Raw genomic sequence first — 23,970 nt, 5'->3', positions numbered from 1 at the left:
ATGGCCCCCACCGCGGGCCGGAGGGGGCCATCTCGCAGGGTTCGTTCGCACGCGCACGGGCGCGGCGGCCCTTCCGTAGACTTGCGCGGGTGAAGCCCGAAGACCTCTCCGCCCTGCTGTCCGCTGTCCTCACCGACGCCGTCGATGCCGGTGACCTCCCCGCCGCGCTGCGGGAGGAGATCACCCCCGCGCGCGTGAAGGTGGAGCGACCCCGCAGCCGCGAGCACGGCGACTGGGCCACCAACGTCGCCCTCCAGCTGGGCAAGAAGGCCGGGATGGCCCCGCGCGACCTCGCCGGGCTCGTGGCCGAGCGCCTGACCGACAAGCCGGGCATCGCCGCCGTCGACGTCGCCGGCCCCGGCTTCCTCAACGTCACCCTGGACGCGGCCTCGGCCGGCGCCCTGGCCCGCGAGATCGTCGAGGCCGGCCCGGAGTACGGCCGCAACGACGCCCTGGCCGGGCACACCGTGAACATGGAGTTCGTCTCCGCCAACCCCACCGGCCCGCTGCACATCGGCCACACCCGCTGGGCCGCGCTGGGCGACGCGATCGCACGCCTGCTGCGCGCCTCGGGCGCGGACGTCACCGCCGAGTACTACATCAACGACGCCGGCAACCAGATGAACGTGTTCGCCGACTCGGTCCTCGCCCGCCTGCACGGCCGTGACGTCCCCGCGGGCGGCTACCCGGGCGCGTACGTGCAGGAGCTGGCCGACGCCGTCGCCCTCGAGCACCCGGACGTGCGCGAGCTGACGGACGAGGCCGCCCGCCCGGTGGTCCGCGAGGCCGCGTACCGGCTCCAGATGCAGGACATCAAGGACACGCTCGCCGCCTTCGACGTGCACTTCGACGTGTTCACCTCGGAGCAGACGCTCCACGACTCCGGCGCGATCGAACAGGCCGTGCAGCGGCTGCGCGAACAGGGCCACATCGAGGACCGCGAGGGCGCCGTGTGGCTCAAGACCACCGACTTCGGCGACGACAAGGACCGCGTGCTCATCCGCGCCAACGGCGAGCCCACCTACTTCGCCGCCGACGCCGCCTACTACCTCCACAAGCGCGACCGCGGCTTCGAGGAGAAGGTGTACCTGCTCGGCGCCGACCACCACGGCTACGTGAACCGCCTCAAGGCGATCGCCGCCGCCGCCGGCGACGACCCGGCGACGAACATCGAGATCCTCATCGGCCAGCTCATCTCGGTCAACGGCGCGAAGCTCTCCAAGCGCGCCGGCAACATCATCGAGCTCAAGGACCTCGTGGAGTGGCTCGGCCGCGACGCCCTGCGCTACGACCTGGCCCGCTACCCCGCGGACTCGCCCCTGACGATCGACCCCGAGCTGCTGCGCTCCGCCACGAACGACAACCCCGTCTATTACGTGCAGTACGCCCACGCCCGCGCCTCGGGCGCGGCGCGCACCGCGCAGGCCCACGGCGTGGACCGCTCCGAGTTCGACGCCGCCCTGCTCACCCACGCCACCGAGTCGGAGCTGCTGGCCCAGCTGGCGGAGTTCCCGGCCGTCGTCGGCGCGGCGGCGCGCCTGCGCGAGCCGCACCGCGTGGCCCGACACCTCGAGGTGATCGCCGGGGCCTACCACTCGTGGTACGCCGCCTGCCGGATCGTGCCCATGCCCACCGACGACGGCACGCCGCGCCCCGTCGAGACCCTCAACCGCACCCGCCTGTGGCTCAACGACGCCACCGCCCAGGTGCTGGCCAACGGCCTCGGCCTGCTCGGCGTGACCGCCCCGGAGAAGATGTGAGCGCCCGGATGACGACGCCGCAGCCCGCCCCCGCCTCCCCGCTCGCCCCCGCCTGGCTCCCCGCGCCGGGGGACCCGGACGCGCTCGTGCCCGGCCTGTGGGCCGCCGGCGTGGACCGCGCCGCCGACGGCGAGCTCACCGTCCAGGGCCTGCGCGCGAGCGCGCTCGCCGCGGAGTTCGGCACGCCGCTGCTCGTGGTGGACGAGGACGACTTCCGCGCCCGCGCCCGCGCGTTCCGCGAGGGCTTCGACACCGCGTTCGCCGACCTGTGCGGGGGAGCGGACGTCTACTACGCCGGCAAGTCCATGCTCACCCTCTCCACCGCCCGCTGGGCGGCCGAGGAGGGCCTGCGCGTGGACACCGCCTCCGGCGGCGAGCTGGCGATCGCGCTGGCCGCCGGTGTCGACCCGGCCCACATCGGCCTGCACGGCAACAACAAGTCGGACGCCGAGCTGCGCACCGCCCTCGAGGCGGGCGTGGGCCGGATCATCGTGGACTCGCTCGACGAGCTCACCCACCTGGCCGCGCTCGCGGCCGAGGCCGGCCGCCGCGCCCCCGTGATGCTCCGGCTGACCCCGGGCGTGCACGCGCACACCCACGACTTCATCGCCACCGCGCACGAGGACCAGAAGTTCGGCCTCTCCCTGGCCCCGGCCTCCACCGACCGGGACGGCAACGTGGCCGGCCGCTCGCCGGCCGCCGTCGCCGTGGCCGCGGCCCTGGCGGCCGAGTCGATCGACCTGCTGGGCGTGCACTGCCACATCGGGTCCCAGATCTTCGAGGCCGAGGGCTTCGGGCTGGCGGCCGGACGCGTGCTCGAGTTCCTCGCCGAGGTCAAGGCCGAGCACGGGGTGGAGCTGGCCGAGCTCGACCTCGGCGGCGGCCACGGCATCGCCTACACGGCCGTGGACGAGCCGCGCCCGGCCGCGGAGATCGCCGACGCCCTCGCCGACGACGTCCAGAAGACCGTCGAGCGCCTCGGCCTGAGGTGCCCGCGGGTCTCGCTCGAGCCGGGGCGGGCCATCTCAGGCCCCGCGGGCCTGACCCTCTACACGGTCGGGGTGACCAAGACCGTGGACGCGGACGCCCCCGACGGCGGCACCGCGGCCCGCCGCTACGTCGCCGTGGACGGCGGCATGTCCGACAACCCGCGTCCCGTGCTCTACGACGCCGACTACACCGCCGTCTCCGCGCGCCGCACCTCGGAGGCCGAGCCGGTGCTCTCCCGTGTGGTGGGCAAGCACTGTGAGTCCGGCGACATCCTGGTCCGCGACGTGTACCTGCGGGCCGACCTGGGCCGCGGCGACCTGCTGGCGGTGCCGGCCACGGGCGCGTACACGCACGTGATGTCCTCGAACTACAACGCGCTGGCCCGCCCGGCCGTCGTCGCGGTCTCCGGCGGGCAGGCGCGGGTGATCATCCGCCGCGAGACGCAGGAGGACCTGTTCGCCCGCGAGGCCGATCCGCGCCTCGCCCGCTGAGGACGCGGGCGAGGCGCACCCGGCCGTCGGCCTCGGGCCCGGGTGGGTCCGTCCCGCTCTGCGGACACCGAGTGTCGCGCGGTGGGACGGGCCGGGGCGCCGCGCTAGATTCGAGGCCAGCCGGGCCGCGCGGTCGCGCGGGCCCGACCCCACCCTGGATCACGGAGGACCATGCCCCAGCACACCGACGCCCCCACCGCACTCAAGGTCGCCCTGCTGGGCGGCGGGACCGTGGGGTCCCAGACCGCCCGGATCCTCACCGAGGACGCCGACATCCTGCGGGACCGCGTGGGCGCCGACCTCGAGCTCACGGGCATCGCGGTGCGGGACACGGGCGCGACGCGCGACTGGCAGGCGGACCCGGCGCTCTACACGACCGACGCCGAGGCGCTCGTGGACGGCGCGGACGTCGTCATCGAGCTGATGGGCGGCATCGAGCCGGCCCGCACCCTGATCCTGCGCGCCCTGGCCGCCGGCACGTCCGTGGTGACGGGCAACAAGGCGCTGTTGGCCCAGCACGGCGAGGAGCTCTATGCCGCGGCCGCCGCCACCGGCGCGCAGCTCAGCTTCGAGGCCGCCGTCGCCGGCGCCATCCCGATCCTGCGCCCGCTGCGCGACTCCCTGGGCGGCGACCGCGTCACCCGCGTGATGGGCATCGCCAACGGCACCACCAACTTCATCCTCGACCGGATGGACTCCGAGGGGGCGGACTTCGACGACGCCCTCGCCGAGGCCCAGCGGCTCGGCTACGCCGAGGCCGACCCGACCGCCGACGTCGAGGGCCACGACGCCGCCGCGAAGGCCGCGATCCTGGCGACCATCGCATTCGGCGCGCCGTACACCCTGGACCAGGTGGCCGTCGCGGGCATCACCGCGATCACGGCCGAGGACAACGCCGCCGCCGCGGAGGCGGGCTACGTCATCAAGCTGCTGGCGATCGCCGAGCGCGGCCGCGCCGCCGACGGCGCCGAGGGTGCGGTCCTGCGCGTGCACCCTACCCTGCTGCCGCGGGAGCACCCGCTGGCCTCCGTGCGCGGGGCGTTCAACGCTGTCTTCGTGGAGGCCGAGAACGCCGGCGAGCTCATGTTCTACGGTCCCGGCGCCGGCGGCGCCCCCACCGCGTCCGCGGTGATGGGCGACGTCGTCTCGATCGCCCAGCGCATCGTGCGCGGCGGCCCGGCGCGCCTGCGCACCCCCGTCACCGCCCTGCCCGCCCTGGACCCGGCCGAGGCCCACACCTCCTTCATGGTCGTGCTGCGCGCGGCGGACCAGCCCGGCGTGCTGCGCCGCGTCGCCGGGGTGTTCGAGGAGCACGGCGTCTCCATTGAGACGCTGCGCCAGGTCCCGTCCGAGCGCGAGGACGCCCCCGGCGCGTCCCTGCGGCTGATCACCCACCGTGCGCGGCAGCGCGACCTCGACGCCACCGTCGAGGCGCTCGCCGCCCTGGACGTCGTCCACGAGGTCGCGTCCGTCCTCCGAGTCGAAGGGAACTGACCCATGGCCCACCAGTGGCGCGGCGTCGTCCGCGAGTACGCCGACCGCCTGCCCGTCACCGAGGACACGCGCGTGATCACCCTCGGCGAGGGCGGCACCCCGCTCATCCACGCCCCCCACCTCTCCGAGCTGGTGCAGGGCACCGTGCACGTGAAGTTCGAGGGCATGAACCCGACCGGTTCCTTCAAGGACCGCGGCATGACCATGGCGATCACCGCCGCCGTCGCGGACGGCGCGAAGGCCGTCGTCTGCGCGTCCACCGGCAACACGTCCGCCTCGGCGGCGGCCTACGCCGCGCAGGCCGGGATCACGTGCGCCGTGCTCGTGCCCGAGGGGAAGATCTCGATGGGCAAGATGTCCCAGGCCGTGGCCCACGGCGCGGAGATCCTCCAGGTGCAGGGCAACTTCGACGACTGCCTCGAGGTGGCCCGCAAGCTGGCCGAGAACTACCCCGTGTTCCTCGTGAACTCCGTCAACCCGGCCCGCATCGAGGGGCAGAAGACCGGCGCGTTCGAGGTCGTGGACACCCTCGGCGACGCCCCGGACTACCACCTGCTGCCCGTGGGCAACGCGGGCAACATCACCGCGTACTGGAAGGGCTACCGCGAGTACGCCGCCCCCTACGTGAACCCGCACGAGGGCGCCTCGGACGCCGAGCTGCCCGCGGTGGCCACGAAGACCCCCGTGATGTGGGGCTTCCAGGCCGCGGGCGCCGCCCCGATCGTCCAGGGCCACCCCGTGACCGACCCGGACACGATCGCCACCGCCATCCGGATCGGCAACCCGGCCTCGTGGGAGCAGGCCGAGGCCGCCCGCGACGAGTCCGGCGGGATGATCGACTCCGTCACGGACGAGGAGATCCTCGAGGCCCATCGCTGGCTCTCCGCGAAGGAGGGCGTGTTCGTCGAGCCCGCCTCCGCCGCCGGCGTCGCCGGGCTGCTCAAGCACCACGCCGCCGGGAACGTGCCGGCCGGCAAGAGCTGGGTCATCACCGTCACCGGCCACGGCCTCAAGGACCCGCAGTGGGCCCTGCGTGGCGCCGACGGCGCCGACGTGACCCCGCGCTCGGTGCCGTTCGACGTGGTCACCGTCGCCCAGGCCCTCGGCCTGAGCTGAGCCATGGCCGCACCGCAGCCGCTGGCGCCCGGGACCGCCGCGTCCGTCTCCGTCCCCGCCACCTCCGCCAACCTCGGCCCCGGCTTCGACTCGATGGGCCTGGCCCTGGAGCTGCGCGACGAGGTGACGCTCACGGTCGTGGCGGGCCCCGACGTCGCGGAGGTCGTGGGGGAGGGGGAGGCCACCCTGCCGCGGGACGGCGCGCACCTGATCCTGCGCCTGGCGCACGAGCACCTGCGGGACCGCGGGTTCACCGCGCCGGGGCTGCACCTGCGCGCCGTGAACCGGATCCCGCACGCCCGCGGGCTCGGCTCGTCCGCGGCCGCCGTCGTCGCGGCCTACGCCGCGGCCGAGGCCCTGCTGCCGGCCGCGCTGCGCCGGGCGCCCGCGGACCTGCTCGAGGCGGCCACCCGCTTCGAGGGGCACCCGGACAACGTCGCCCCCGCGCTCGTGGGCGGGGCCACCGTCTCCTGGACCCGTGACGACGTCCCCGGCCCGGCCACGGCGCGGCTGCGGCTGCACGAGCGCGTGGTGCCGGTGGTCGCGATCCCGGACACCGAGCTGTCCACCCACGTCGCCCGGGGCGTGCTGCCCGCCGAGGTGCCCCACGCCGTGGCGGCGGCCCAGGCCGGCCGTGCCGCGCTGCTCGTCCACGCGCTGGCGGAGGACCCCGCGCTGCTGCCGGCCGCCACGCGGGACTGGCTGCACCAGGAGCCGCGCGCCGTGGCCATGCCGGCCAGCGCCGCACTGGTCGCGGGGCTGCGCGAGCGCGGCCACGCCGCCGTCGTCTCCGGCGCGGGTCCCACGGTGCTCGCGCTGTGCGACGGCGTCCAGGCGGCCGAGCACGCCGCGGAGGCGGCGCGTGCTCTGACGGCGGACGGGGCGGCCGCCTGGCGCGTGCTGGTGCCGTGCGTGGCCGTGGACGGTGTTAGGGTGGAATCACTCCACCACGGCTGACCCCACCGCCTCGCGCGGCCCGGGTCTCCGGTGCCCGGGCCTGTGACGGCCGGACGCACCGTGCGCCGTCGGCCGGAACCCCGCCGCGATCCATCCCGTGCTGCGCACGGCCGGCGTGCGGGATCCGCTCCGGCTCGGTCGAGTCCGGACGCCTCCGCCCCGTCACGCAGCGACTGCGCACGATCAGGGGAGGCGCCACTGCTGAGTTCACACCATGAAACCCGGTTTTCTGGGGCGCCGCTGCGCGGCCCGACCGGATGCACACCGCAGCCCGACGCGCCACGCGCCGCCGGGCCGCATTCGAGGGAGAAGGAACCTTCGTGACCGAATCCACGGAACAGACCACGCCGACGAACGGCGGTGGCCTGGCCTCGCTCAAGCTCGCCCAGCTCCAGGCCCTGGCCTCCCAGCTCGGCATCGCCGGCGGCTCGCGCATGCGCAAGGCCGACCTGGTGACCGCGATCTCCGACCACCAGCGCGGCGGCTCCGTGGCGGACCGCGACGCCGCCGAGCGCGCGGCCCAGGCCCCCGCGGCCCCCGCCGCCGAGGCCGTCCCGGCGGCCGCGTCCTCTCAGGACGCCGCCCCGGCCGCCGAGCGCCCCGCCCGCCGCCGCTCGCGCCGCGCCGACGCCGACACCTCCGCTCCGGCCGCCGTCGCCCAGGACGGGCAGCCGCAGGCCGAGGCCCGCGAGGCCCAGACCGAGCAGGGCCCCCGGGAGACCGCCTCGGACCAGGATCGGTCCGGGGGGTCCGAGACCCGCGACGAGGGCGAGGACCGCCCGCAGTCCGAGCGCCGTTCCCGCGGCCGCCGCCGCGCCGGCGACGACGACGCCCAGCAGGGTCAGGACCGTCGCTCCGACGGCGCCCAGGGCGAGGACGGCGCCGACGCGGACCGCCGCGGCGACCGGGAGGACCGTGACGACAACGGGCGCGAGAACGGCCGCGGCCGCAACGGCCGCAACGGGCGGGACCGCGACAACGGCCGCGACCGCGAGAACGGCCGCGACCGCGAGAACGGCCGCGAGAACAACCGGGACCGTGAGAACGGCCGTGACGGCTCCCGCGAGCAGCGCGGCGACAAGTCCGAGGACGGCGGCCGGGGCGACGGCGGACGCGGGGACCGCAGCCGCCGCGACGACCGCGACGACGAGGGCGGCCGCAACCGTCGCAACCGCCGCAACCGCAACGAGCGCGGCCGCAACCGCCGTGGCCGCGGCGGCCCCGAGGTCGACGAGACCGAGCTGACCGAGGACGACGTCCTGCAGCCCGTGGCCGGCATCCTCGACGTGCTGGACAACTACGCGTTCGTCCGCACCTCCGGCTACCTGCCGGGCCCGAACGACGTCTACGTCTCCCTGGCCATGGTGAAGAAGTACGGTCTGCGCAAGGGCGACGCCGTCGTCGGCGCGATCCGCGCCCCGCGCGACGGCGAGAAGCAGCAGCACCACGGTGGCGGCTCCAACCGCCAGAAGTTCAACGCCCTGGTGAAGATCTCCTCGGTCAACGGTCAGCCCGCCGTCGAGCACCCGCAGCGCGTGGAGTTCGGCAAGCTCGTGCCCCTGTACCCGCAGGAGCGCCTGCGCCTGGAGACCGATCCCAAGCTGATCGGCCCCCGCGTGATCGATCTGGTCAGCCCCATCGGCAAGGGCCAGCGCGGCCTCATCGTCTCCCCGCCCAAGGCCGGCAAGACGATGATCCTGCAGTCGATCGCCAACGCGATCAAGACGAACAACCCCGAGGTCCACCTCATGATGGTGCTCGTCGACGAGCGCCCCGAGGAGGTCACCGACATGCAGCGGTCGGTGGACGGCGAGGTCATCGCCTCCACGTTCGACCGCCCGGCGGACGACCACACCACTCTCGCCGAGCTGGCCATCGAGCGCGCCAAGCGCCTCGTGGAGATGGGCCGCGACGTCGTCGTGCTGCTCGACTCCATGACCCGCCTGGGCCGCGCCTACAACCTGGCCGCCCCGGCCTCGGGCCGCATCCTCTCCGGCGGTGTGGACTCCTCGGCGCTGTACCCGCCGAAGAAGTTCTTCGGCGCCGCCCGCAACATCGAGAACGGCGGCTCGCTGACCATCCTGGCCACCGCGCTGGTCGAGACCGGCTCGCGCATGGACGAGGTGATCTTCGAGGAGTTCAAGGGCACCGGCAACATGGAGCTGCGCCTGTCCCGCCACCTCGCGGAGCGCCGCATCTTCCCGGCGGTGGACGTCAACGCGTCCGGCACCCGCCGCGAGGAGGCCCTGCTCTCGCAGGAGGAGGTCAAGATCATGTGGAAGCTGCGCCGGGTGCTCTCCGGCCTCGAGCAGCAGCAGGCCCTCGACCTGCTCACCAACAAGATCAAGGACACCGCGTCCAACGCCGAGTTCCTCATGCTGGTCTCCAAGACCACGCTGGGGTCCAAGGGCGACGACTGACCGTCCCGTCGCACGGCCCCGTCCCGCCCGGGGGAGCTCGTCTCCGCCGGACGGGGCGGGGCCGTCCGCGTCGGACAGCCCGGCCCCCTGAGGCCGGAGGAGGAGAGGCACGCACGTGTTCGATTCGGACCAGCGGCGCGAGGCCGTGGATCGGCTCCTGGCGGAGCATCGCGAGCTGACGGCGCGCCTGTCCGACCCGGCGGTGCACCAGGACCCGGCACTCGCCCGGCGGCTGAACCGGCGGTTCGCCGAGCTCGGCGCCGTGGTGACGGCCCACCGCGCCTGGTCGGCGGCCGCGGAGGAGCTGGCCGACGCGCGGGAGCTGGCCGCGGCCGGCGACGACGACGCGGCGGCCTTCGCGGCCGAGGTGCCCGGTCTGGAGGCGGCCGAGGCGGAGGCCGCCGAACGGCTGCGCCGGCTGCTGATCCCGCGCGACCCCGACGACGCCCGCGACGTGATCCTCGAGATCAAGGGCGGCGAGGGCGGCGAGGAGGCGGCCCTGTTCGCCGGCGACCTGCTGCGCATGTACCTGCGCTACGCCGAGTCCCGGGGCTGGAAGACGGAGATCCTCTCCGCCACGCACTCCGACCTGGGCGGCTACAAGGACGTCCACGTGGCGGTGCGGGGGAGCGCGGCCGACCCGGCCGACGGCGTCTACGCCCGGCTCAAGTTCGAGGGCGGCGTGCACCGCGTGCAGCGCGTGCCCGTCACCGAGTCCCAGGGCCGCATCCACACCTCCGCCGCCGGCGTGCTCGTGCTGCCCGAGGTGGACGCCCCGGACGAGGTCCACCTCGATCCGAACGACCTCAAAGTGGACGTCTTCCGCTCCTCCGGGCCGGGCGGCCAGTCCGTCAACACGACCGACTCCGCGGTGCGCCTGACGCACCTGCCCACGGGGATCGTCGTCTCCATGCAGAACGAGAAGTCCCAGATCCAGAACCGCGAGGCCGCGCTGCGCGTGCTGCGGTCGCGGCTGCTCGAGCGGCAGCGGGCGGAGCAGGACGCCGAGAACTCCGCGGCGCGCGCCGCGCAGGTGCGCACCATGGACCGCTCGGAACGCATCCGCACCTACAACTTCCCGGAGAACCGGATCGCGGACCACCGCACCGGCTACAAGGCGCACAACCTCGACGCGGTCCTCGACGGCGACCTCGAGGCCGTGATCGCCTCCTGCCTCGCCCTCGACGAGGAGCGGCGGCTCGCCGCGCTGGGCGGGGACGCGTGAGCGCACCGGCCTGGTCCGCGCTGCTGCGCGACGCCGCCGCCCGCCTGACCGCGGTGGGCATCGACTCGCCGCGCGTGGACGCCGAGCTGCTGCTGGCCCACGTGCTCGGCCTCGACCGCGGCGCGCTGCTGGCCCGGGTGTTCGCCGGTGCCGTGGCCGAGCCCGCGCAGGCGGCGGCGTTCGAGGCGCTCGTGGGACGCCGCGCCGCCCGCGAGCCCGTCCAGCACCTGACCGGCGTCGCGCACTTCCACGGGCTCGACCTGGCGGTCGGCCCGGGCGTCTTCATCCCGCGGCCGGAGACCGAGCTGCTCGTGGAGACCGTCGTGGCCGACCTGGCCGCGCGGCCGGCGGCGGGCGTCGTGGTGGACCTGTGCACCGGCTCCGGCGCGATCGCTGCGGCCGTCGCGGCGTGGGGCGAGGCGCGGGGCCGCGCGCTCGCCGTCACCGCCGTCGAGCTCGACCCGGCGGCGGCCGACTGGGCCCGGCGGAACCTCGCCCCGCGCGGGGTCGACCTGCGACAAGGTGATGCCCTTGTCGCGTGCCCCGACCTCGAGGGCCGCGTGGACGTCGTCGTGAGCAACCCGCCCTATGTGCCCGAGGCCGAGGTGCCCGCCCAACCGGAGGCCCGACTGGACCCGGCGCGGGCGCTCTACGGCGGGGACACGCCCGGGCTGCGGATCCCGCGCGCCATCGCGCACCGGGCGGCGGACCTGCTCGCCCCGGGCGGCCTGTTCGCCATGGAGCACCACGAGACGCAGGGCCCGGCCCTCCTGTCCGCCCTCGGCGCGGACCGGCGGTTCACGGGCGAACGAGTCCACCAGGACCTCACCGGGCGAGATCGGTTCTTGACGGCGCGCCGGTCCGGCGAAGCCGCGGCGGGCGCGGAGGTGGAAGAATGACCGACGTGAGTGACTTCATCGACGTCTCGGATCCGGCCGCCCTCGAGAATGCCGTGGCCCGCGCCCGCGAGGTCCTCGCGGACCGCCGCTGCGTGGTCCTGCCCACGGACACCGTCTACGGCATCGGAGCGGACGCGTTCTCCCCGCTGGCCGTGGCCGTGCTGCTGGCCGCCAAGGGCCGTGGCCGCACCATGCCGCCGCCCGTGCTCATCGCGGACCGCCGCGTCATGGCCGGCCTCGCGTACGACGTGCCGGAGGAGGCCGAGGCCCTCGCCGAGCGCTTCTGGCCCGGCGCCCTCACGCTCATCCTCAAGTCCCAGCCCACGCTGACCTGGGACCTCGGCGAGACCCGCGGCACCGTCGCCCTGCGCGTGCCCGACGACGCGGTGGCCCGCGAACTGCTCTACGCCGTCGGCCCCATGGCCGTCTCCAGCGCGAACCGCACCGGCATGGACGCCGCCACCACCGCCGACGCCGCCCGCTCGATGCTGGGGGAGTCCGTGGCCCTCTACCTCGACGCCGGCCCCCGGGAGAGCCGGGATCCCTCGACGATCGTGGACTGCACCGTCACCCCGTTCCGCGTGGCCCGGCAGGGCTCCGTGCCCCTGGAGGAGCTGCGCGCGGTGGTGCCGGACCTGCTCGCCGAGGGCGAGGAGCCGCCGGTCGCCGCCGAGCGGATCGCGGCCGCCGACGACGCCGCCGCGGCGCGTCCCGCCGACCCGGAGGCCTGACCGGCCCCCATGCGCGCGTATCTCGTCCTGGTCGTGGTCACGGCCGTCGCCTGCGGGGCCCTGACGCCCCTCATGCGCCGGCTGGGGCTGCGCGCGCGCGTGTTCACCCCGCTGCGCCAGCGGGACGTGCACCGGCACCCCGTGCCGAAGCTGGGCGGCGTGGCCATGGCCGCAGCCGTGTTGGTGGGATTCGCCGTCGGGGGAGTCGTGCCGTTCCTCCAGGGGATCTACGCGGACGACGCCGCGATGCGCGGGCTCCTGGTCGCCGTCGCCGTCGTGCTCGTCGTGGGCATCGCCGACGACATGTGGGACCTGCGCTGGTGGGTGAAGATGGCCGGCCAGGTGCTGGCCGGACTCGCGGTGGCCCTGGGCGGGATCCGCATCGAGGCGATGCCGGTGGGCTGGATCCCGGTGGGGAACGAGACCACGCAGGTCATCCTCACGGTGTTCGCCGTGGTGCTGACGATGAACGCGATCAACTTCGTGGACGGCCTGGACGGCCTGGCGGCGGGCGTCGCGCTGATCGGCGGCTCGGCCTTCTTCGTCTACTCGTATCTGCTGACGCGGACCATCAACCAGTTCGACTACGCCAACCTCGCCACCCTGCTCATGGCCCTGCTCGTCGGCGCGTGCGTGGGCTTCCTGCCGTGGAACCTGGCCCCGGCCCGCATCTTCATGGGCGAGGTGGGGGCCATGCTCATCGGCCTGCTGATGGCCGCGGCCGCGGTCGCCGTGACCGCCGACGTCAACGCCCTGGACGGGATGCGCTTCCGCAACGTCCCCGCCTACATGCCGATCCTGCTGCCCGTCGCCGTCCTCGCCCTGCCGCTCGCGGACCTCGCCCTGGCCGTGCTGCGACGGACGGCCAAGGGCACCAGCCCCTTCTCGGCGGACCGCGGGCACCTGCACCACAAGCTCGTGGACGGCGGCTACACCCAGGCGCAGGCCGTCGCGCTGCTCTGGCTCTGGGCGTTCCTCGTGGCATGGGGTGCGGTGTCCCTGAACTTCGTGGACCCCATGATCGTCCTGCCCGTGCTCGCCGTGGCCCTGGCCGGAGCCGGCTACCTCACCCTGCATCCGATCGTGGAGCGCCGTCGCGCGGTCCGGAACGACGCCGCGGCCCACCCGGACGAGCGGGGGGACGCGTGACCGGGGCGGGAGGTCGCCGACGCCGGCGCCGCTGGGAGAACCGCCGTGGCTGGTGGGGGATCCTCGGGTGGTCCCTGGCCGCGGCGGGGGCTGCCCTGGCGATCACGTGCGCCGCGTGGCTGCTCTCCGCCGGCGGGGAGGCGGCCGGGAGCGCCCTGCTGGGCGGCGGCGCGGTGCTTGCGCTCTCGGCGCTCACCGGGGCGACGACGGCACTCGTGTGGGACCGGGCGCGCGAGGCGGCGCTGCCGGTCAGCGTGGGGCTGTTCGTGCTCAAGATCGCGGTGTTCGCGGTGCTGCTGGGGGTCCTGCCCCGCCCCGGCTGGGTCCGGGCGGACGCGGCGGCGATCGCCGCCCTCGTGACGATCCTCGTCTGGCAGGCCGCGGAGGTCCTCGTCTTCGCGCGGACCCGCCGCGGGATCTACGCCGACTGACCCGCCCGAGGGGCGAAGACACCGAGCCGGGGGCCATGTCGTGGGCCCCGTCTGCGGTACGGAGCACGGGTCACCGTTTGGTATCGTTGGCGGCGAACACTTCGACGGCGCCCACCTGCCGCCATCCGTGTCTCGCATCGCACCGGTACCCCCGCAATGTCGCGGCGCCCGCCTGTGGTCCGGGGACGAGGCTGCGGTCCCGTCGACTGCATCACTTCGGAGAGGAACCGCGTGCTGACCCTCGTGCTGGCCAACGCATCATTCGTGCCCCCCACCATCTCTGATGGTCACCTCCCGGAGATCTTCCCCTGGGGTGCGGAGTACGGCACCGGCTTCGGCAAGCAGATGCTGCTCGTCCTGCTCTCCGTGGTGCTCATCACCGCCTTCTTCGCGTGGGCCATGCGCCGTCCCCGGCTCGTGCCCGGCAAGGCCCAGTGGCTCGCCGAGTCCGGCTACTCCTTCGTCCGGAACGACATCGCGAAGGACATCCTGGGCGAGAAGAACTTCAAGCAGTGGGTCCCGCTGCTCTTCTCCATCTTCTTCTTCGTGCTGCTGAACAACCTGTTCGGCGCCATCCCGGTGCTGCAGCTGCCGACCTTCTCCCACGCGGGCGCCGCCTACGGCCTGGCCCTCATCGTCTACGCGATCTGGATCGGCGTCGGCATCAAGCGCCACGGCGTGCGCTACCTGAAGCTGGCCGTCGTGCCCTCGGGTGTGCCCGGCTGGATCCTGCCGCTGCTCGTGCCGCTGGAGATCATCTCCAACTTCATCGTGCGCCCGCTGACCCACTCCCTGCGTCTGATGGCCACCATGCTCTCCGGCCACATGATCGTGATGCTCGCCGGCGCCGGCGCCGCCTACCTGATCACGCAGACCGGCAGCCTGGCCCTGCAGGGCACCGGCATCCTGGTCATCCTCGGCTCGGTGGCCCTGTACTTCCTCGAGCTGCTGATCATGTACCTGCAGGCCTTCGTCTTCACGCTGCTGACCGCGATCTACATCCAGGGCGCGATCGACGCGAACGACCACTGATCTTCCGGGGCCGCCTCGGGCACGACCCAGGCGGCTGCGGTACGGCGGGAGAGCCCGCCACCAGTCTTCCCGGCCCTCCGCAGGAGGACCACCCGGGAGGCCGACCCTCCACAACCCGGCCGGACACCTCGGCCTCGTGAAAGGAACACCATGGAACTGCACGGTTCGCTCAACATGATCGGCTACGGCCTCGCCGCCATCGGCTCCGCCATCGGCGTGGGCCTGATCTTCGCCGCCTACATCAACGGCGTCGCCCGTCAGCCGGAGGCCCAGCGCATCCTGCAGCCGATCGCCCTCCTGGGCTTCGCGCTCGCCGAGGCCCTCGCCATCCTGGGCCTCGTCTTCGCCTTCGTCATCGGCGCCTGACGCGCCGCGTCCACGGAGCGCCCGCACGGTGAGACCGTCGGTGCTCCCTCTCCACAGGACTCTTGACCGAAGGATGGTTGAAACATGATCAGCAACGGACTGATCCTCGCGGCGGCTGAGGGGGCCAACCCCCTGATCCCCAACCCGTGGGAGATCCTCGTCGTCGTGGTGGGCTTCGCCCTGCTCATGTTCATCGTCATCAAGTTCATCGTCCCGACCCTCGAGAAGTCCTACCAGGACCGTGTCGAGGCGATCGAGGGCGGTCTGGCCAAGGCTGAGAAGGCCCAGGCCGAGGCGAACGCGATGATGGCGGACTACGAGTCGCAGCTGGCGGACGCCCGCACCGAGGCGAACCGCATCCGCGAGGATGCCCGCACCGAGGCCGCCGAGATCGTGGCCGAGGCGCGCGAGCGCGCGACCGCCGAGGCGACGCGCATCTCCGAGCAGGCGCAGGCGCAGATCGCCGCCGAGCGTCAGCAGGCCGCCGCGCAGCTCAAGGGCGAGGTCGGCTCGCTGGCCACGACCCTGGCCGGCAAGATCGTGGGCGAGTCCCTCGAGGACGACGCCCGCTCGCAGCGCGTGGTCGACCGCTTCCTGGCTGACCTGGACCGTCACCAGAGCGCAGGTGTCGCCGAATGATGACGGGCGCATCGAGGGACTCCCTGGCCGCCTCCCTGGAGGCCGTCGGTCCGGTGCTGGACGAGGGCGGCGTGGCCCTGGCACGCGAGCTGTTCGGCGCGCTGGACGTGGTGGACGAGCACGGCGCCCTGCGCCGCGCCCTGACCGACCCCGCCTGGACCACCGAGCGCCGTCACGGCCTCGTCGACTCGCTGTTCGGCGCCCGGGTGACCCCCGGTGCACTGCAGGTCCTCAAGGACCTGGCCGGCCGCCGCTGGTCGGCGGAGCGCGATCTCGGGGACGCCCTCGAGACGGTGGCCGCGCACGCGGCCGCCGCGGAGGCCGCACGCGGCGGACACGCGGGCCTGGCCGCCCTCTCGGGCGAGCTGCTGGCCTTCAACCGCACGGTGGAGGACTCGCACGAGGTGCAGCGGGCGCTCACCGATCAGCACGCACCCCTCGAGGCACGGGCCGCTCTGGCCGGTCGTCTCCTGGGCGAGTCGGCCAGCCCGGCCGGCCGACTGCTGGTCGAGCGCGCCGTCTCGGCCCCGCGCGGCCTGAAGCCGTCGGCCGCGGTCCGCAAGGCCGCGGACGTCGTCGCCGAGCGGCAGCGCCAGTGGATCGCCGAGGTGACCGTGGCCCGGCCGCTCGAGGCCGAGCAGCAGGAGCGGCTGGCCCTGGGCCTGCGCCGCGCCTTCGGCCGCGATCTCGTCATGGACGTGACGGTGGACCCCCACGTGGTGGGCGGCATCCGCGTCCAGGTCGGCGACGACGTCGTCGACGGGTCCATGGCCTCGCGCCTCCACGACCTCCAGCGGCGGATGGCCGGCTGACGCCGGCTCCCGCCCGCATCCGGAACACCCACGAACGTAAGCATCATCGTCACGTCGATGATCACCAAGCACAGAGAGCAGGGACTGCAGATGGCCGAATTGACCATCAACGCTGACGATGTCCGCAATGCCTTGAACGATTTCGCGGCATCGTACGAACCGTCGGGCACCGATCGCACCGAGGTCGGCCGTGTCATCTCCGCGGCGGACGGCATCGCTCGTGTGGAGGGTCTGCCCTCCGTCATGGCGAACGAGCTGCTGCGCTTCGAGAACGGCATCCAGGGCCTGGCCCAGAACCTCGACACCCGCGAGATCGGTGTCGTCGTCCTCGGCGAGTTCCAGGAGATCCGCGAGGGCATGGAGGTGCAGCGCACCGGCGAGATCCTCTCCGTCCCGGTGGGCGACGCCTTCCTGGGCCGTGTGGTGGACCCGCTGGGCCAGCCCATCGACGACCTGGGCCCGATCGAGGCCGAGGGCCGCCGTGCCCTCGAGCTGCAGGCGCCGACCGTGACCGAGCGCAAGTCGGTCCACGAGCCGCTGCAGACCGGCATGAAGGCCATCGACGCCATGATCCCGATCGGCCGTGGCCAGCGTCAGCTGATCATCGGTGACCGCCAGACCGGCAAGACCGCGATCGCCGTCGACACGATCCTCAACCAGAAGGCCAACTGGGAGTCGGGCGACGTCGAGAAGCAGGTCCGCTGCGTCTACGTGGCCGTGGGCCAGAAGGCCTCCACCATCGCCGGCGTCCGCGCCACGCTGGAGGAGCACGGCGCTCTGGAGTACACCACCATCGTGGCCTCCCCGGCGTCCGACCCGGCCGGCTTCAAGTACCTCGCCCCCTACGCCGGCTCGGCCATCGGCCAGCACTGGATGTACGGCGGCAAGCACGTGCTGATCATCTTCGACGACCTGTCGAAGCAGGCCGAGGCCTACCGCGCCGTCTCCCTGCTGCTGCGCCGCCCGCCGGGCCGCGAGGCCTACCCGGGTGACGTCTTCTACCTGCACTCCCGGCTCCTCGAGCGCTGCGCCAAGCTCTCGGACGAGATGGGCGCGGGCTCGATGACCGGCCTGCCGATCATCGAGACCAAGGCGAACGACGTGTCGGCCTACATCCCGACCAACGTCATCTCCATCACCGACGGCCAGATCTTCCTGCAGTCGGACCTGTTCAACGCCAACCAGCGTCCCGCCGTGGACGTGGGCATCTCGGTGTCCCGCGTGGGCGGCGCCGCCCAGGTCAAGGCCATGAAGAAGGTCTCCGGCACGCTGAAGCTGGACCTGGCGCAGTACCGCGACCAGCAGGCGTTCTCCATGTTCGCCTCCGACCTGGACCCGGCCACCCGCCGCCAGCTCGCCCGCGGTGAGCGCCTCATGGAGCTGCTCAAGCAGCCGCAGTACTCGCCCTACCCGGTCGAGGAGCAGGTCGTGTCCATCTGGGCCGGCTCCAAGGGCCACCTCGACGAGGTGCCGGTGCAGGACGTGCTGCGCTTCGAGCGCGAGTTCATCGACCACCTGCGTCGCCACACCTCCGTCCTGACCGACATCGCCTCCACCGGCAAGCTCGAGGACGGCACCGTGTCCGCGCTCGAGTCGGCCGTCGCCGAGTTCTCCAAGGGCTTCCAGTCCTCCGAGGACGGCGGCGTGCAGGCCGGCCACGAGGAGCACCGCGCGATCGAGCAGGACCAGGTCGCGCAGGAGCAGATCACCAAGCAGAAGCGCTGACCGCCGGTCGGTGAGGGAGCGGTCCGGCGTCGGACCCCACGGGGACGACGCCGGGCCGCCCTCCCGCCAGGGAAAGGACCACCATGGGAGCCCAGATCCGGGTCTACCGTCAGAAGATCGCGTCGACGTCGTCGATGAAGAAGATCTTCAAGGCGATGGAGCTGATCGCCACGTCTCGCATCACCAAGGCACGTGAGCGCGTCAGCGCGTCGCTGCCCTACGCGAACGCGATCACCCGCGCCGTCTCGGCCGTGTCGAGCCAGCACGACATCGATCATGTCCTCACCACGGAGCCCGAGAACCCGACCCGGGCGGCCGTGCTCATCATGTCCTCGGACCGCGGCCTCGCCGGCGCGTACTCCGCGAACGTGCTGCGCAAGGCCGAGCAGCTCCTCACCCGCCTCGGCGAGGAGGGCAAGGACGTGGACGTGTACGTCGTCGGCCGCAAGGCGCAGACGTACTTCGACTTCCGCGGCCGCGGCTACAAGAAGCTGTGGACCGGTCAGACGGACGCCCCCGTCGCCGAGCGCGCCGCCGAGATCGGCGAGGTGCTCGTGGACGCGTTCCTCACGGACACGGCGGACGGCGGCGTGGACGAGATCCACGTCGTGTTCACCGAGTTCGTCTCGCTCGTGAAGCAGAACCCCCACGTGGTGCGCCTGCTGCCCCTCGAGGTCGTCGAGGAGGAGGCCGCCACCGCCGAGGACGTGCTGCCGCTCTACGAGTACGAGCCGGACGCGGAGGAGGTCCTCGACGCGCTGCTGCCCAAGTACATCGAGTCGCGCATCTTCAACGCGATGCTGCAGTCGGCGGCCTCGGAGCTCGCCAACCGTCAGCGCGCCATGAAGTCGGCGGGCGACAACGCCACGAGCCTCATCAAGGACTACACCCTCCTGATGAACAACGCCCGTCAGGCCGAGATCACCCAGGAGCTCACCGAGCTCATCGCGGGCGCGGACGCGCTCAACAACTCCTGAGCCCGTTCGGGACTCACCAGACTCGCCATCCACACACGATAGAAGTGAGAGAGATGACTGCCACCATCACTGACCAGGGCACCGGGACCCCCACCGGCGGTGCCACCGGACGCGTGTCCCGCGTCATCGGCCCCGTGATCGACGCCGAGTTCCCGGCCAACGCGATGCCGGAGATCTACAACGCGCTGACCACCGAGATCGACCTCAACGGCCAGCGCCGCACGGTCACCTTCGAGGTCGCCCAGCACCTCGGCGACAACATGGTCCGCGCCATCTCCCTGCAGTCCACCGACGGCCTGGTGCGCGGCACCGACGTCGTGGACACCGGCGCCCCCATCTCGGTGCCGGTCGGCGACGCCGTGAAGGGCCACATCTTCAACGTGCTCGGCGAGACCCTGGACATGCCGACCTCGCAGCTGCAGGCCGAGGACCGCTGGCCGATCCACCGCCCGGCCCCGAACTTCGCCTCCCTCGAGGGCTCCACCGAGATGCTGGAGACCGGCATCAAGGTCATCGACCTGCTGACCCCCTACATCAAGGGCGGCAAGATCGGCCTGTTCGGCGGCGCCGGCGTGGGCAAGACCGTGCTCATCCAGGAGATGATCACCCGTGTGGCCCGCAACTTCGGCGGCACCTCCGTGTTCGCCGGCGTCGGCGAGCGCACCCGTGAGGGCAACGACCTCTGGGTCGAGATGGACGAGGCGGACGTCCTGAAGGACACCGCCCTCGTGTTCGGCCAGATGGACGAGCCGCCGGGCACGCGTCTGCGTGTGGCCCTGTCCGCGCTGACCATGGCGGAGTACTTCCGCGATGTGCAGAACCAGGACGTGCTGCTGTTCATCGACAACATCTTCCGCTTCTCGCAGGCCGGTTCCGAGGTCTCCACGCTGCTGGGCCGCATGCCCTCCGCCGTGGGCTACCAGCCGAACCTGGCGGACGAGATGGGTGTGCTCCAGGAGCGCATCACCTCGACCCGCGGCCACTCCATCACCTCGATGCAGGCCGTGTACGTCCCCGCGGACGACTACACCGACCCGGCCCCGGCCAACGTGTTCGCGCACCTGGACGCGACCACCAACCTGACCCGTGACCTCGCGTCCCGTGGCCTGTACCCGGCCGTGGACCCGCTGGCCTCGACCTCGCGCATCCTCGACCCGCAGTACGTGGGCCAGGACCACTACGACGTGGCCATCCGCGTGAAGCAGATCCTGCAGAAGAACAAGGAGCTGCAGGACATCATCGCGATCCTCGGCGTGGACGAGCTCTCCGAGGAGGACAAGATCACCGTGGGCCGCGCCCGCAAGATCGAGCAGTTCCTCTCGCAGAACACCTACACCGCCAAGCAGTTCACCGGCGTCGAGGGCTCCACCGTGCCGGTCAAGGACACCGTCGAGGGCTTCAAGGCCATCGCCGACGGCGACCTGGACCACGTCGCGGAGCAGGCCTTCTACAACGTGGGCGGCCTGGACGACGTCGAGCGCGAGTGGGCCAAGATCCAGGCCGAGGGCTGATCGATCATGGCTGAGCTCAACGTCGAGATCGTCTCCGAGGAGCGGTCCATCTGGTCGGGCGCCGCGTCGGCCGTGTCGGCGCGCACCGTCAACGGTGAGATCGGCATCCTCCCGGGCCACACCCCGATGCTGGCCGTCCTCGGCGACGGCGAGGTCGTGGTGCGGACCACGGACGGCGGAACCGTCACCGCACAGGCCCGCGGCGGCTTCTTCTCCGTGGACCACGACCGTGTCGTGATCGCTGCGACGTCCGCCCGGCTGGGCGACGCCGCGGCGGCCTGACGCGGCGCGGCAGGACCTGACGGTGGAGGGCCCGGTGCTCATCGCCTCGGCGACCGTGGTGGCAGTCATCGTGCTGTCGGCACTCGCCCTGGTGATGCGGCGCCGGGCCCTCGCCCGTGTCACGGCCGCGTTCCCGGCGGTCCTGGAGCGGGAGGGCCCGGGGCGTGAGCGCGTGATCGGCGTCTACGACGAGTCCCGCCTGCGCCTCACCGGGGGCTGGCGCCTCTCGCGGGAGCGCTGGAGCGCGGACCGGAGCCGCCTGCAGATCGACCGCCTCCCGGCGGACGAGGCTGGCCGGGCCGTCCTGGAGCTGAGCGCCGGCACACGTCCGGTGCGCGTCGTCGTCGACCCCGACGACGCCGGCGCCCTGCGCGCCTGGAGCGAGGCGGGGCCGTCCGCGGCGTCGTCCTTCTGGCGTCGCTGAGCCCGCCCGGCCCCTCAGAACAGGCGGGACTCAGCGTCGTCCACGCCGCGCATCGCGTCGTAGTCGAGGGTGACGCAGCGGATGCCGCGGTCCTCGGCGAGGGTGCGGGCCTGGGGCTTGATCTGCTGGGCCGCGAACACGCCGCGCACGGGCGCCAGGAGCGGGTCCCGGTTCATCAGCTCGAGGTAGCGGGTGAGCTGCTCGACCCCGTCGATGTCCCCGCGGCGCTTGAGCTCGACCGCCACGGTGCCGCCGTCGGCATCGCGGGCCAGGATGTCCACGGGGCCGATCGCCGTCATGTACTCGCGGCGCACGAGGGTGTGGCCGTCGCCGAGCAGGCTGATCTGCTCGGCCAGCAGACGCTGCAGATCCGCCTCCACGCCGTCCTTGACGAGGCCGGGGTCCACGCCGAGCTCGTGGGAGTCGTCCGCCAGTACTTCCTCGATGAGCACGACGAGCCGGTCGTCTGACTTCTTGGCCTGCACGCGCCAGACCTGCGTCACCCCCTGGTCGGCCTGATCCGGGGAGGGCTCCTCCACGTGCAGGGTCGCGGGCGGCGACATCCAGTTGAGGGGCTTGTAGGAGCCGCCGTCGGAGTGCACCAGCACCGAGCCGTCCGCCTTCACCATGAGCAGGCGGGTGGCGGTGGGCAGGTGGGCGTTCAGGCGGCCCTCATAGGTCACGGAGCAGCGGGCAATGACGAGTCGCACCGGTCCATCCTAGGCGGACCGCGCCCACCCGCTCGTGTGCCAGCATGGAGGCATGCCCCGTTCGAACCGCCCCCGCCGCTCGTCCGCGCCTCGGCGGAGTGAGCGCGGGGCCTCCGGCGCCTCCCGGCGGTCCCGGCCGTCGCCGGGGCGCGCCGACCCGCTCGAGGAGCTCCTCGGCCTGGACGCGGGCTACTCGCGCCAGTCCGGGTCCGACGGCGGCTGGCACGTCCGGCAGATCCCCGCGTGGCGCGCGGTGAAGGACTACACGTGCCCCGGCTGCGGCCGGGTGATCCGGCAGGGCCAGGCGCACCTCGTGGCCTGGCGCGCCGACTGGATCATGGGGGACGAGGACGCGGGGGCGGACCGGCGGCACTGGCACCCGGTGTGCTGGCGCACCCGACCGGGCCGCTGACCGCGGCGGTCCGGGCCGCGCCGCCGTCGTGGGCCTACCGGGCGTCCTGACGGGGGATGAAGACCTCGCGGACCAGCAGCAGCAGCGCGGCGGCGAGCGGGATCGCCATGAGGGCGCCGAGGACGCCCAGCAGCGCGCCTCCGGCGATCACCGCGAGCACGGCCACGGCCGCCGGCACGGACACCGCGCGCGCCATGACGCGCGGCGAGATGACGTAGGCCTCGATCTGCAAATAGACGAAGTAGATGGCCGCGAACACGGCGGCGGTCTGCCACGACGTCAGCAGGCTCACGAGGGTCAGCAGCGTGCCGCCGATCGCGGCGCCCACCAGCGGGATGAACGCCATGAAGGCGGCGATCGCGGCGAGCAGGACGGCGAAGGGGGCGCCGGCGATGGCCAGCGCCGTGAACGCCACCGCGCCGTTGAGGGCGGCCACGAAGGACTGGCCCATCACGTAGTGGCCGACCGAGGAGGTGATCTGCTCGGACAGCGCCTCGATCCGGGGCCGGCGCGAGCGCGGTGCGAGCCGGTAGGCCCAGTACTTCATGTGCGGCAGGGAGGAGAGGAAGTACAGCGTCAGCACGACCACCACGAGCACCGAGAAGACGGCGTTCAGCACGGTCTGGCCGAAGCCGAGGAGCCCGCCGAACAGGTCGGTGACGGCGACGCCGTCGGCGGCGAGGCGCTCGGTCTGGGCGCGAACGGCCTCCTGGAGGTGGAACTCCTCGTCGAGCTGCACGAACCACTCGGCCCCCATCACCCCGTCGATGATGGCCGGCAGGTCCTGGACCAGCTGCGTGGACTGCTCGATCACCGTGGGGACCAGGAGGGCGACGAACGCCCCGGCCACGGCGGCCAGGCCGAGCGCGGCCGTGAGCACGCCGACCCAGCGGGGCGCGCCCCAGGACTCGACCCGGCGCACCAGCGGATCCAGGCCCAGGGCGATGAACAGGGCCGCGGCGATCCACACGATGAGCTGTCCGTTCGTGCGCAGCACCGAGACGACGCCGATGGCCAGGGCCACGCCGACTGCGAGCAGGAAGCCGGTCAGCACGGGGGACTCGACAGCCACGGCCGCGACCGCCGGATCCTCGGCGCCGTCGACGGGGACCGACTCGGGGTCCACCCGGTCCTCCTCGAGGAAGGGTCGGCGCCGCCGCAGGACGGAGCCCAGGCGGGGCAGTCGACGACGCCCGGCGGGCGTCGGCCCGTGCGACGGCGGCGCGGCGGCCACCCCGACCGGCTCCACGGGGATGCCGGCCACGGGCGGCTGCTCGGTTCCCTCGGGCTCGGCCGGGGCGCGGACGTCGGCGACGCCGGCGGCGTCCGGGCCGGATGCGGTCTCCTTCTCCTCCACGCGCTCAGCGTACGTCAGGGCCCCGGCCTGACCGCGCCGCGCCGGGGAGGCTACCGTGGG

Annotated in this window: 23 protein-coding genes; 21 read left to right on the top strand and 2 right to left on the bottom strand. The window is 73.2% G+C overall.

Features of this window, described 5'->3' with window-relative positions; genetic code table 11:
• Nucleotides 1-89: 89 nt before the first annotated feature.
• From argS to DE149_RS02525, 20 genes are all read left to right on the top strand, one after another.
• Nucleotides 90-1,760 carry an arginine--tRNA ligase gene (argS, locus tag DE149_RS02620; RefSeq protein ID WP_113913908.1) on the top strand — a complete coding sequence of 557 codons (1,671 nt, stop codon included), beginning with the start codon at nucleotides 90-92 and terminating at the stop codon, nucleotides 1,758-1,760.
• An 8-nt stretch (nucleotides 1,761-1,768) separates the two neighbouring features.
• Nucleotides 1,769-3,241, top strand: a complete 1,473-nt coding sequence (gene lysA, locus DE149_RS02615) for a diaminopimelate decarboxylase (RefSeq protein ID WP_113913907.1) — start codon at nucleotides 1,769-1,771, stop codon at nucleotides 3,239-3,241.
• Between the two features lie 171 nt (nucleotides 3,242-3,412).
• The gene (locus tag DE149_RS02610; protein ID WP_002857281.1) at nucleotides 3,413-4,735 is read left to right on the top strand and encodes a homoserine dehydrogenase; all 1,323 of its coding nucleotides are present in this window, start codon (nucleotides 3,413-3,415) and stop codon (nucleotides 4,733-4,735) included.
• A 3-nt stretch (nucleotides 4,736-4,738) separates the two neighbouring features.
• Complete coding sequence (thrC, locus tag DE149_RS02605; protein WP_036313078.1) at nucleotides 4,739-5,851, top strand: threonine synthase; 1,113 nt, start codon at nucleotides 4,739-4,741, stop codon at nucleotides 5,849-5,851.
• Nucleotides 5,852-5,854: 3 nt separating this feature from the next.
• Nucleotides 5,855-6,808, top strand: coding sequence for a homoserine kinase (gene thrB / locus DE149_RS02600; RefSeq protein WP_044659212.1), 954 nt, complete (start codon nucleotides 5,855-5,857; stop codon nucleotides 6,806-6,808).
• Between the two features lie 320 nt (nucleotides 6,809-7,128).
• Nucleotides 7,129-9,228: a transcription termination factor Rho gene (gene rho, locus DE149_RS02595; protein ID WP_087114102.1), complete on the top strand. Its 2,100-nt coding sequence runs from the start codon at nucleotides 7,129-7,131 to the stop codon at nucleotides 9,226-9,228.
• A 115-nt stretch (nucleotides 9,229-9,343) separates the two neighbouring features.
• Complete coding sequence (gene prfA / locus DE149_RS02590; RefSeq protein WP_113913906.1) at nucleotides 9,344-10,453, top strand: peptide chain release factor 1; 1,110 nt, start codon at nucleotides 9,344-9,346, stop codon at nucleotides 10,451-10,453.
• The gene (prmC, locus tag DE149_RS02585; RefSeq protein WP_073115743.1) at nucleotides 10,450-11,352 is read left to right on the top strand and encodes a peptide chain release factor N(5)-glutamine methyltransferase; all 903 of its coding nucleotides are present in this window, start codon (nucleotides 10,450-10,452) and stop codon (nucleotides 11,350-11,352) included. Before prfA ends, prmC begins: the two co-directional genes overlap by 4 nt.
• A complete protein-coding gene (locus DE149_RS02580; RefSeq protein ID WP_049147160.1) occupies nucleotides 11,349-12,083 on the top strand; it encodes an L-threonylcarbamoyladenylate synthase in 735 nt (244 codons plus the stop codon). The genes prmC and DE149_RS02580 overlap by 4 nt, the downstream gene beginning before the upstream one ends.
• Before the next feature lie 9 nt (nucleotides 12,084-12,092).
• Nucleotides 12,093-13,232 carry an MraY family glycosyltransferase gene (locus tag DE149_RS02575; protein ID WP_049147157.1) on the top strand — a complete coding sequence of 380 codons (1,140 nt, stop codon included), beginning with the start codon at nucleotides 12,093-12,095 and terminating at the stop codon, nucleotides 13,230-13,232.
• Entirely contained in the window at nucleotides 13,229-13,663 is a 435-nt protein-coding gene (locus tag DE149_RS02570) for a hypothetical protein (protein ID WP_036341344.1), read from the top strand. Before DE149_RS02575 ends, DE149_RS02570 begins: the two co-directional genes overlap by 4 nt.
• Nucleotides 13,664-13,894: 231 nt before the next feature.
• Entirely contained in the window at nucleotides 13,895-14,695 is an 801-nt protein-coding gene (gene atpB, locus DE149_RS02565) for a F0F1 ATP synthase subunit A (RefSeq protein ID WP_036382182.1), read from the top strand.
• 150 nt (nucleotides 14,696-14,845) lie between these two features.
• Complete coding sequence (locus tag DE149_RS02560) at nucleotides 14,846-15,061, top strand: ATP synthase subunit C (protein ID WP_002857264.1); 216 nt, start codon at nucleotides 14,846-14,848, stop codon at nucleotides 15,059-15,061.
• 84 nt (nucleotides 15,062-15,145) lie between these two features.
• Entirely contained in the window at nucleotides 15,146-15,700 is a 555-nt protein-coding gene (locus DE149_RS02555; RefSeq protein ID WP_002857262.1) for a F0F1 ATP synthase subunit B, read from the top strand.
• Nucleotides 15,697-16,512, top strand: coding sequence for a F0F1 ATP synthase subunit delta (locus DE149_RS02550; RefSeq protein ID WP_052833434.1), 816 nt, complete (start codon nucleotides 15,697-15,699; stop codon nucleotides 16,510-16,512). Before DE149_RS02555 ends, DE149_RS02550 begins: the two co-directional genes overlap by 4 nt.
• A gap of 90 nt (nucleotides 16,513-16,602) precedes the next feature.
• The gene (atpA, locus tag DE149_RS02545; protein ID WP_036334989.1) at nucleotides 16,603-18,237 is read left to right on the top strand and encodes a F0F1 ATP synthase subunit alpha; all 1,635 of its coding nucleotides are present in this window, start codon (nucleotides 16,603-16,605) and stop codon (nucleotides 18,235-18,237) included.
• Nucleotides 18,238-18,320: 83 nt separating this feature from the next.
• On the top strand, nucleotides 18,321-19,214 hold the full coding sequence (locus DE149_RS02540; protein ID WP_041103232.1) for a F0F1 ATP synthase subunit gamma: 894 nt from the start codon (nucleotides 18,321-18,323) through the stop codon (nucleotides 19,212-19,214).
• Between the two features lie 53 nt (nucleotides 19,215-19,267).
• On the top strand, nucleotides 19,268-20,725 hold the full coding sequence (atpD, locus tag DE149_RS02535; RefSeq protein ID WP_102708346.1) for a F0F1 ATP synthase subunit beta: 1,458 nt from the start codon (nucleotides 19,268-19,270) through the stop codon (nucleotides 20,723-20,725).
• Between the two features lie 6 nt (nucleotides 20,726-20,731).
• Nucleotides 20,732-21,007 carry a F0F1 ATP synthase subunit epsilon gene (locus DE149_RS02530; protein WP_036313044.1) on the top strand — a complete coding sequence of 92 codons (276 nt, stop codon included), beginning with the start codon at nucleotides 20,732-20,734 and terminating at the stop codon, nucleotides 21,005-21,007.
• Nucleotides 21,008-21,041: 34 nt separating this feature from the next.
• Nucleotides 21,042-21,431: a DUF2550 family protein gene (locus DE149_RS02525; protein ID WP_230259842.1), complete on the top strand. Its 390-nt coding sequence runs from the start codon at nucleotides 21,042-21,044 to the stop codon at nucleotides 21,429-21,431.
• Nucleotides 21,432-21,445: 14 nt separating this feature from the next.
• On the opposite strand, the gene nucS is transcribed toward DE149_RS02525, so the two are convergent.
• On the bottom strand, nucleotides 21,446-22,141 hold the full coding sequence (gene nucS / locus DE149_RS02520) for an endonuclease NucS (RefSeq protein ID WP_061867881.1): 696 nt from the start codon (nucleotides 22,139-22,141) through the stop codon (nucleotides 21,446-21,448).
• A gap of 52 nt (nucleotides 22,142-22,193) precedes the next feature.
• On the opposite strand from nucS, the gene DE149_RS02515 reads away from it, so the two are divergent.
• The gene (locus tag DE149_RS02515; RefSeq protein ID WP_049161478.1) at nucleotides 22,194-22,553 is read left to right on the top strand and encodes a hypothetical protein; all 360 of its coding nucleotides are present in this window, start codon (nucleotides 22,194-22,196) and stop codon (nucleotides 22,551-22,553) included.
• 34 nt (nucleotides 22,554-22,587) lie between these two features.
• Here DE149_RS02515 and DE149_RS02510 read toward each other — a convergent pair whose 3' ends face one another.
• A complete protein-coding gene (locus DE149_RS02510) occupies nucleotides 22,588-23,910 on the bottom strand; it encodes an AI-2E family transporter (protein ID WP_113913905.1) in 1,323 nt (440 codons plus the stop codon).
• Nucleotides 23,911-23,970 lie beyond the last annotated feature (60 nt).

Source organism: Micrococcus sp. KT16, from assembly GCF_003315015.1.
Lineage (GTDB): Bacteria > Actinomycetota > Actinomycetes > Actinomycetales > Micrococcaceae > Micrococcus > Micrococcus luteus.
The sequence above is the reverse complement of the archived record's forward strand: the minus strand, read 5'-3'. Positions and strand labels throughout refer to the sequence as shown.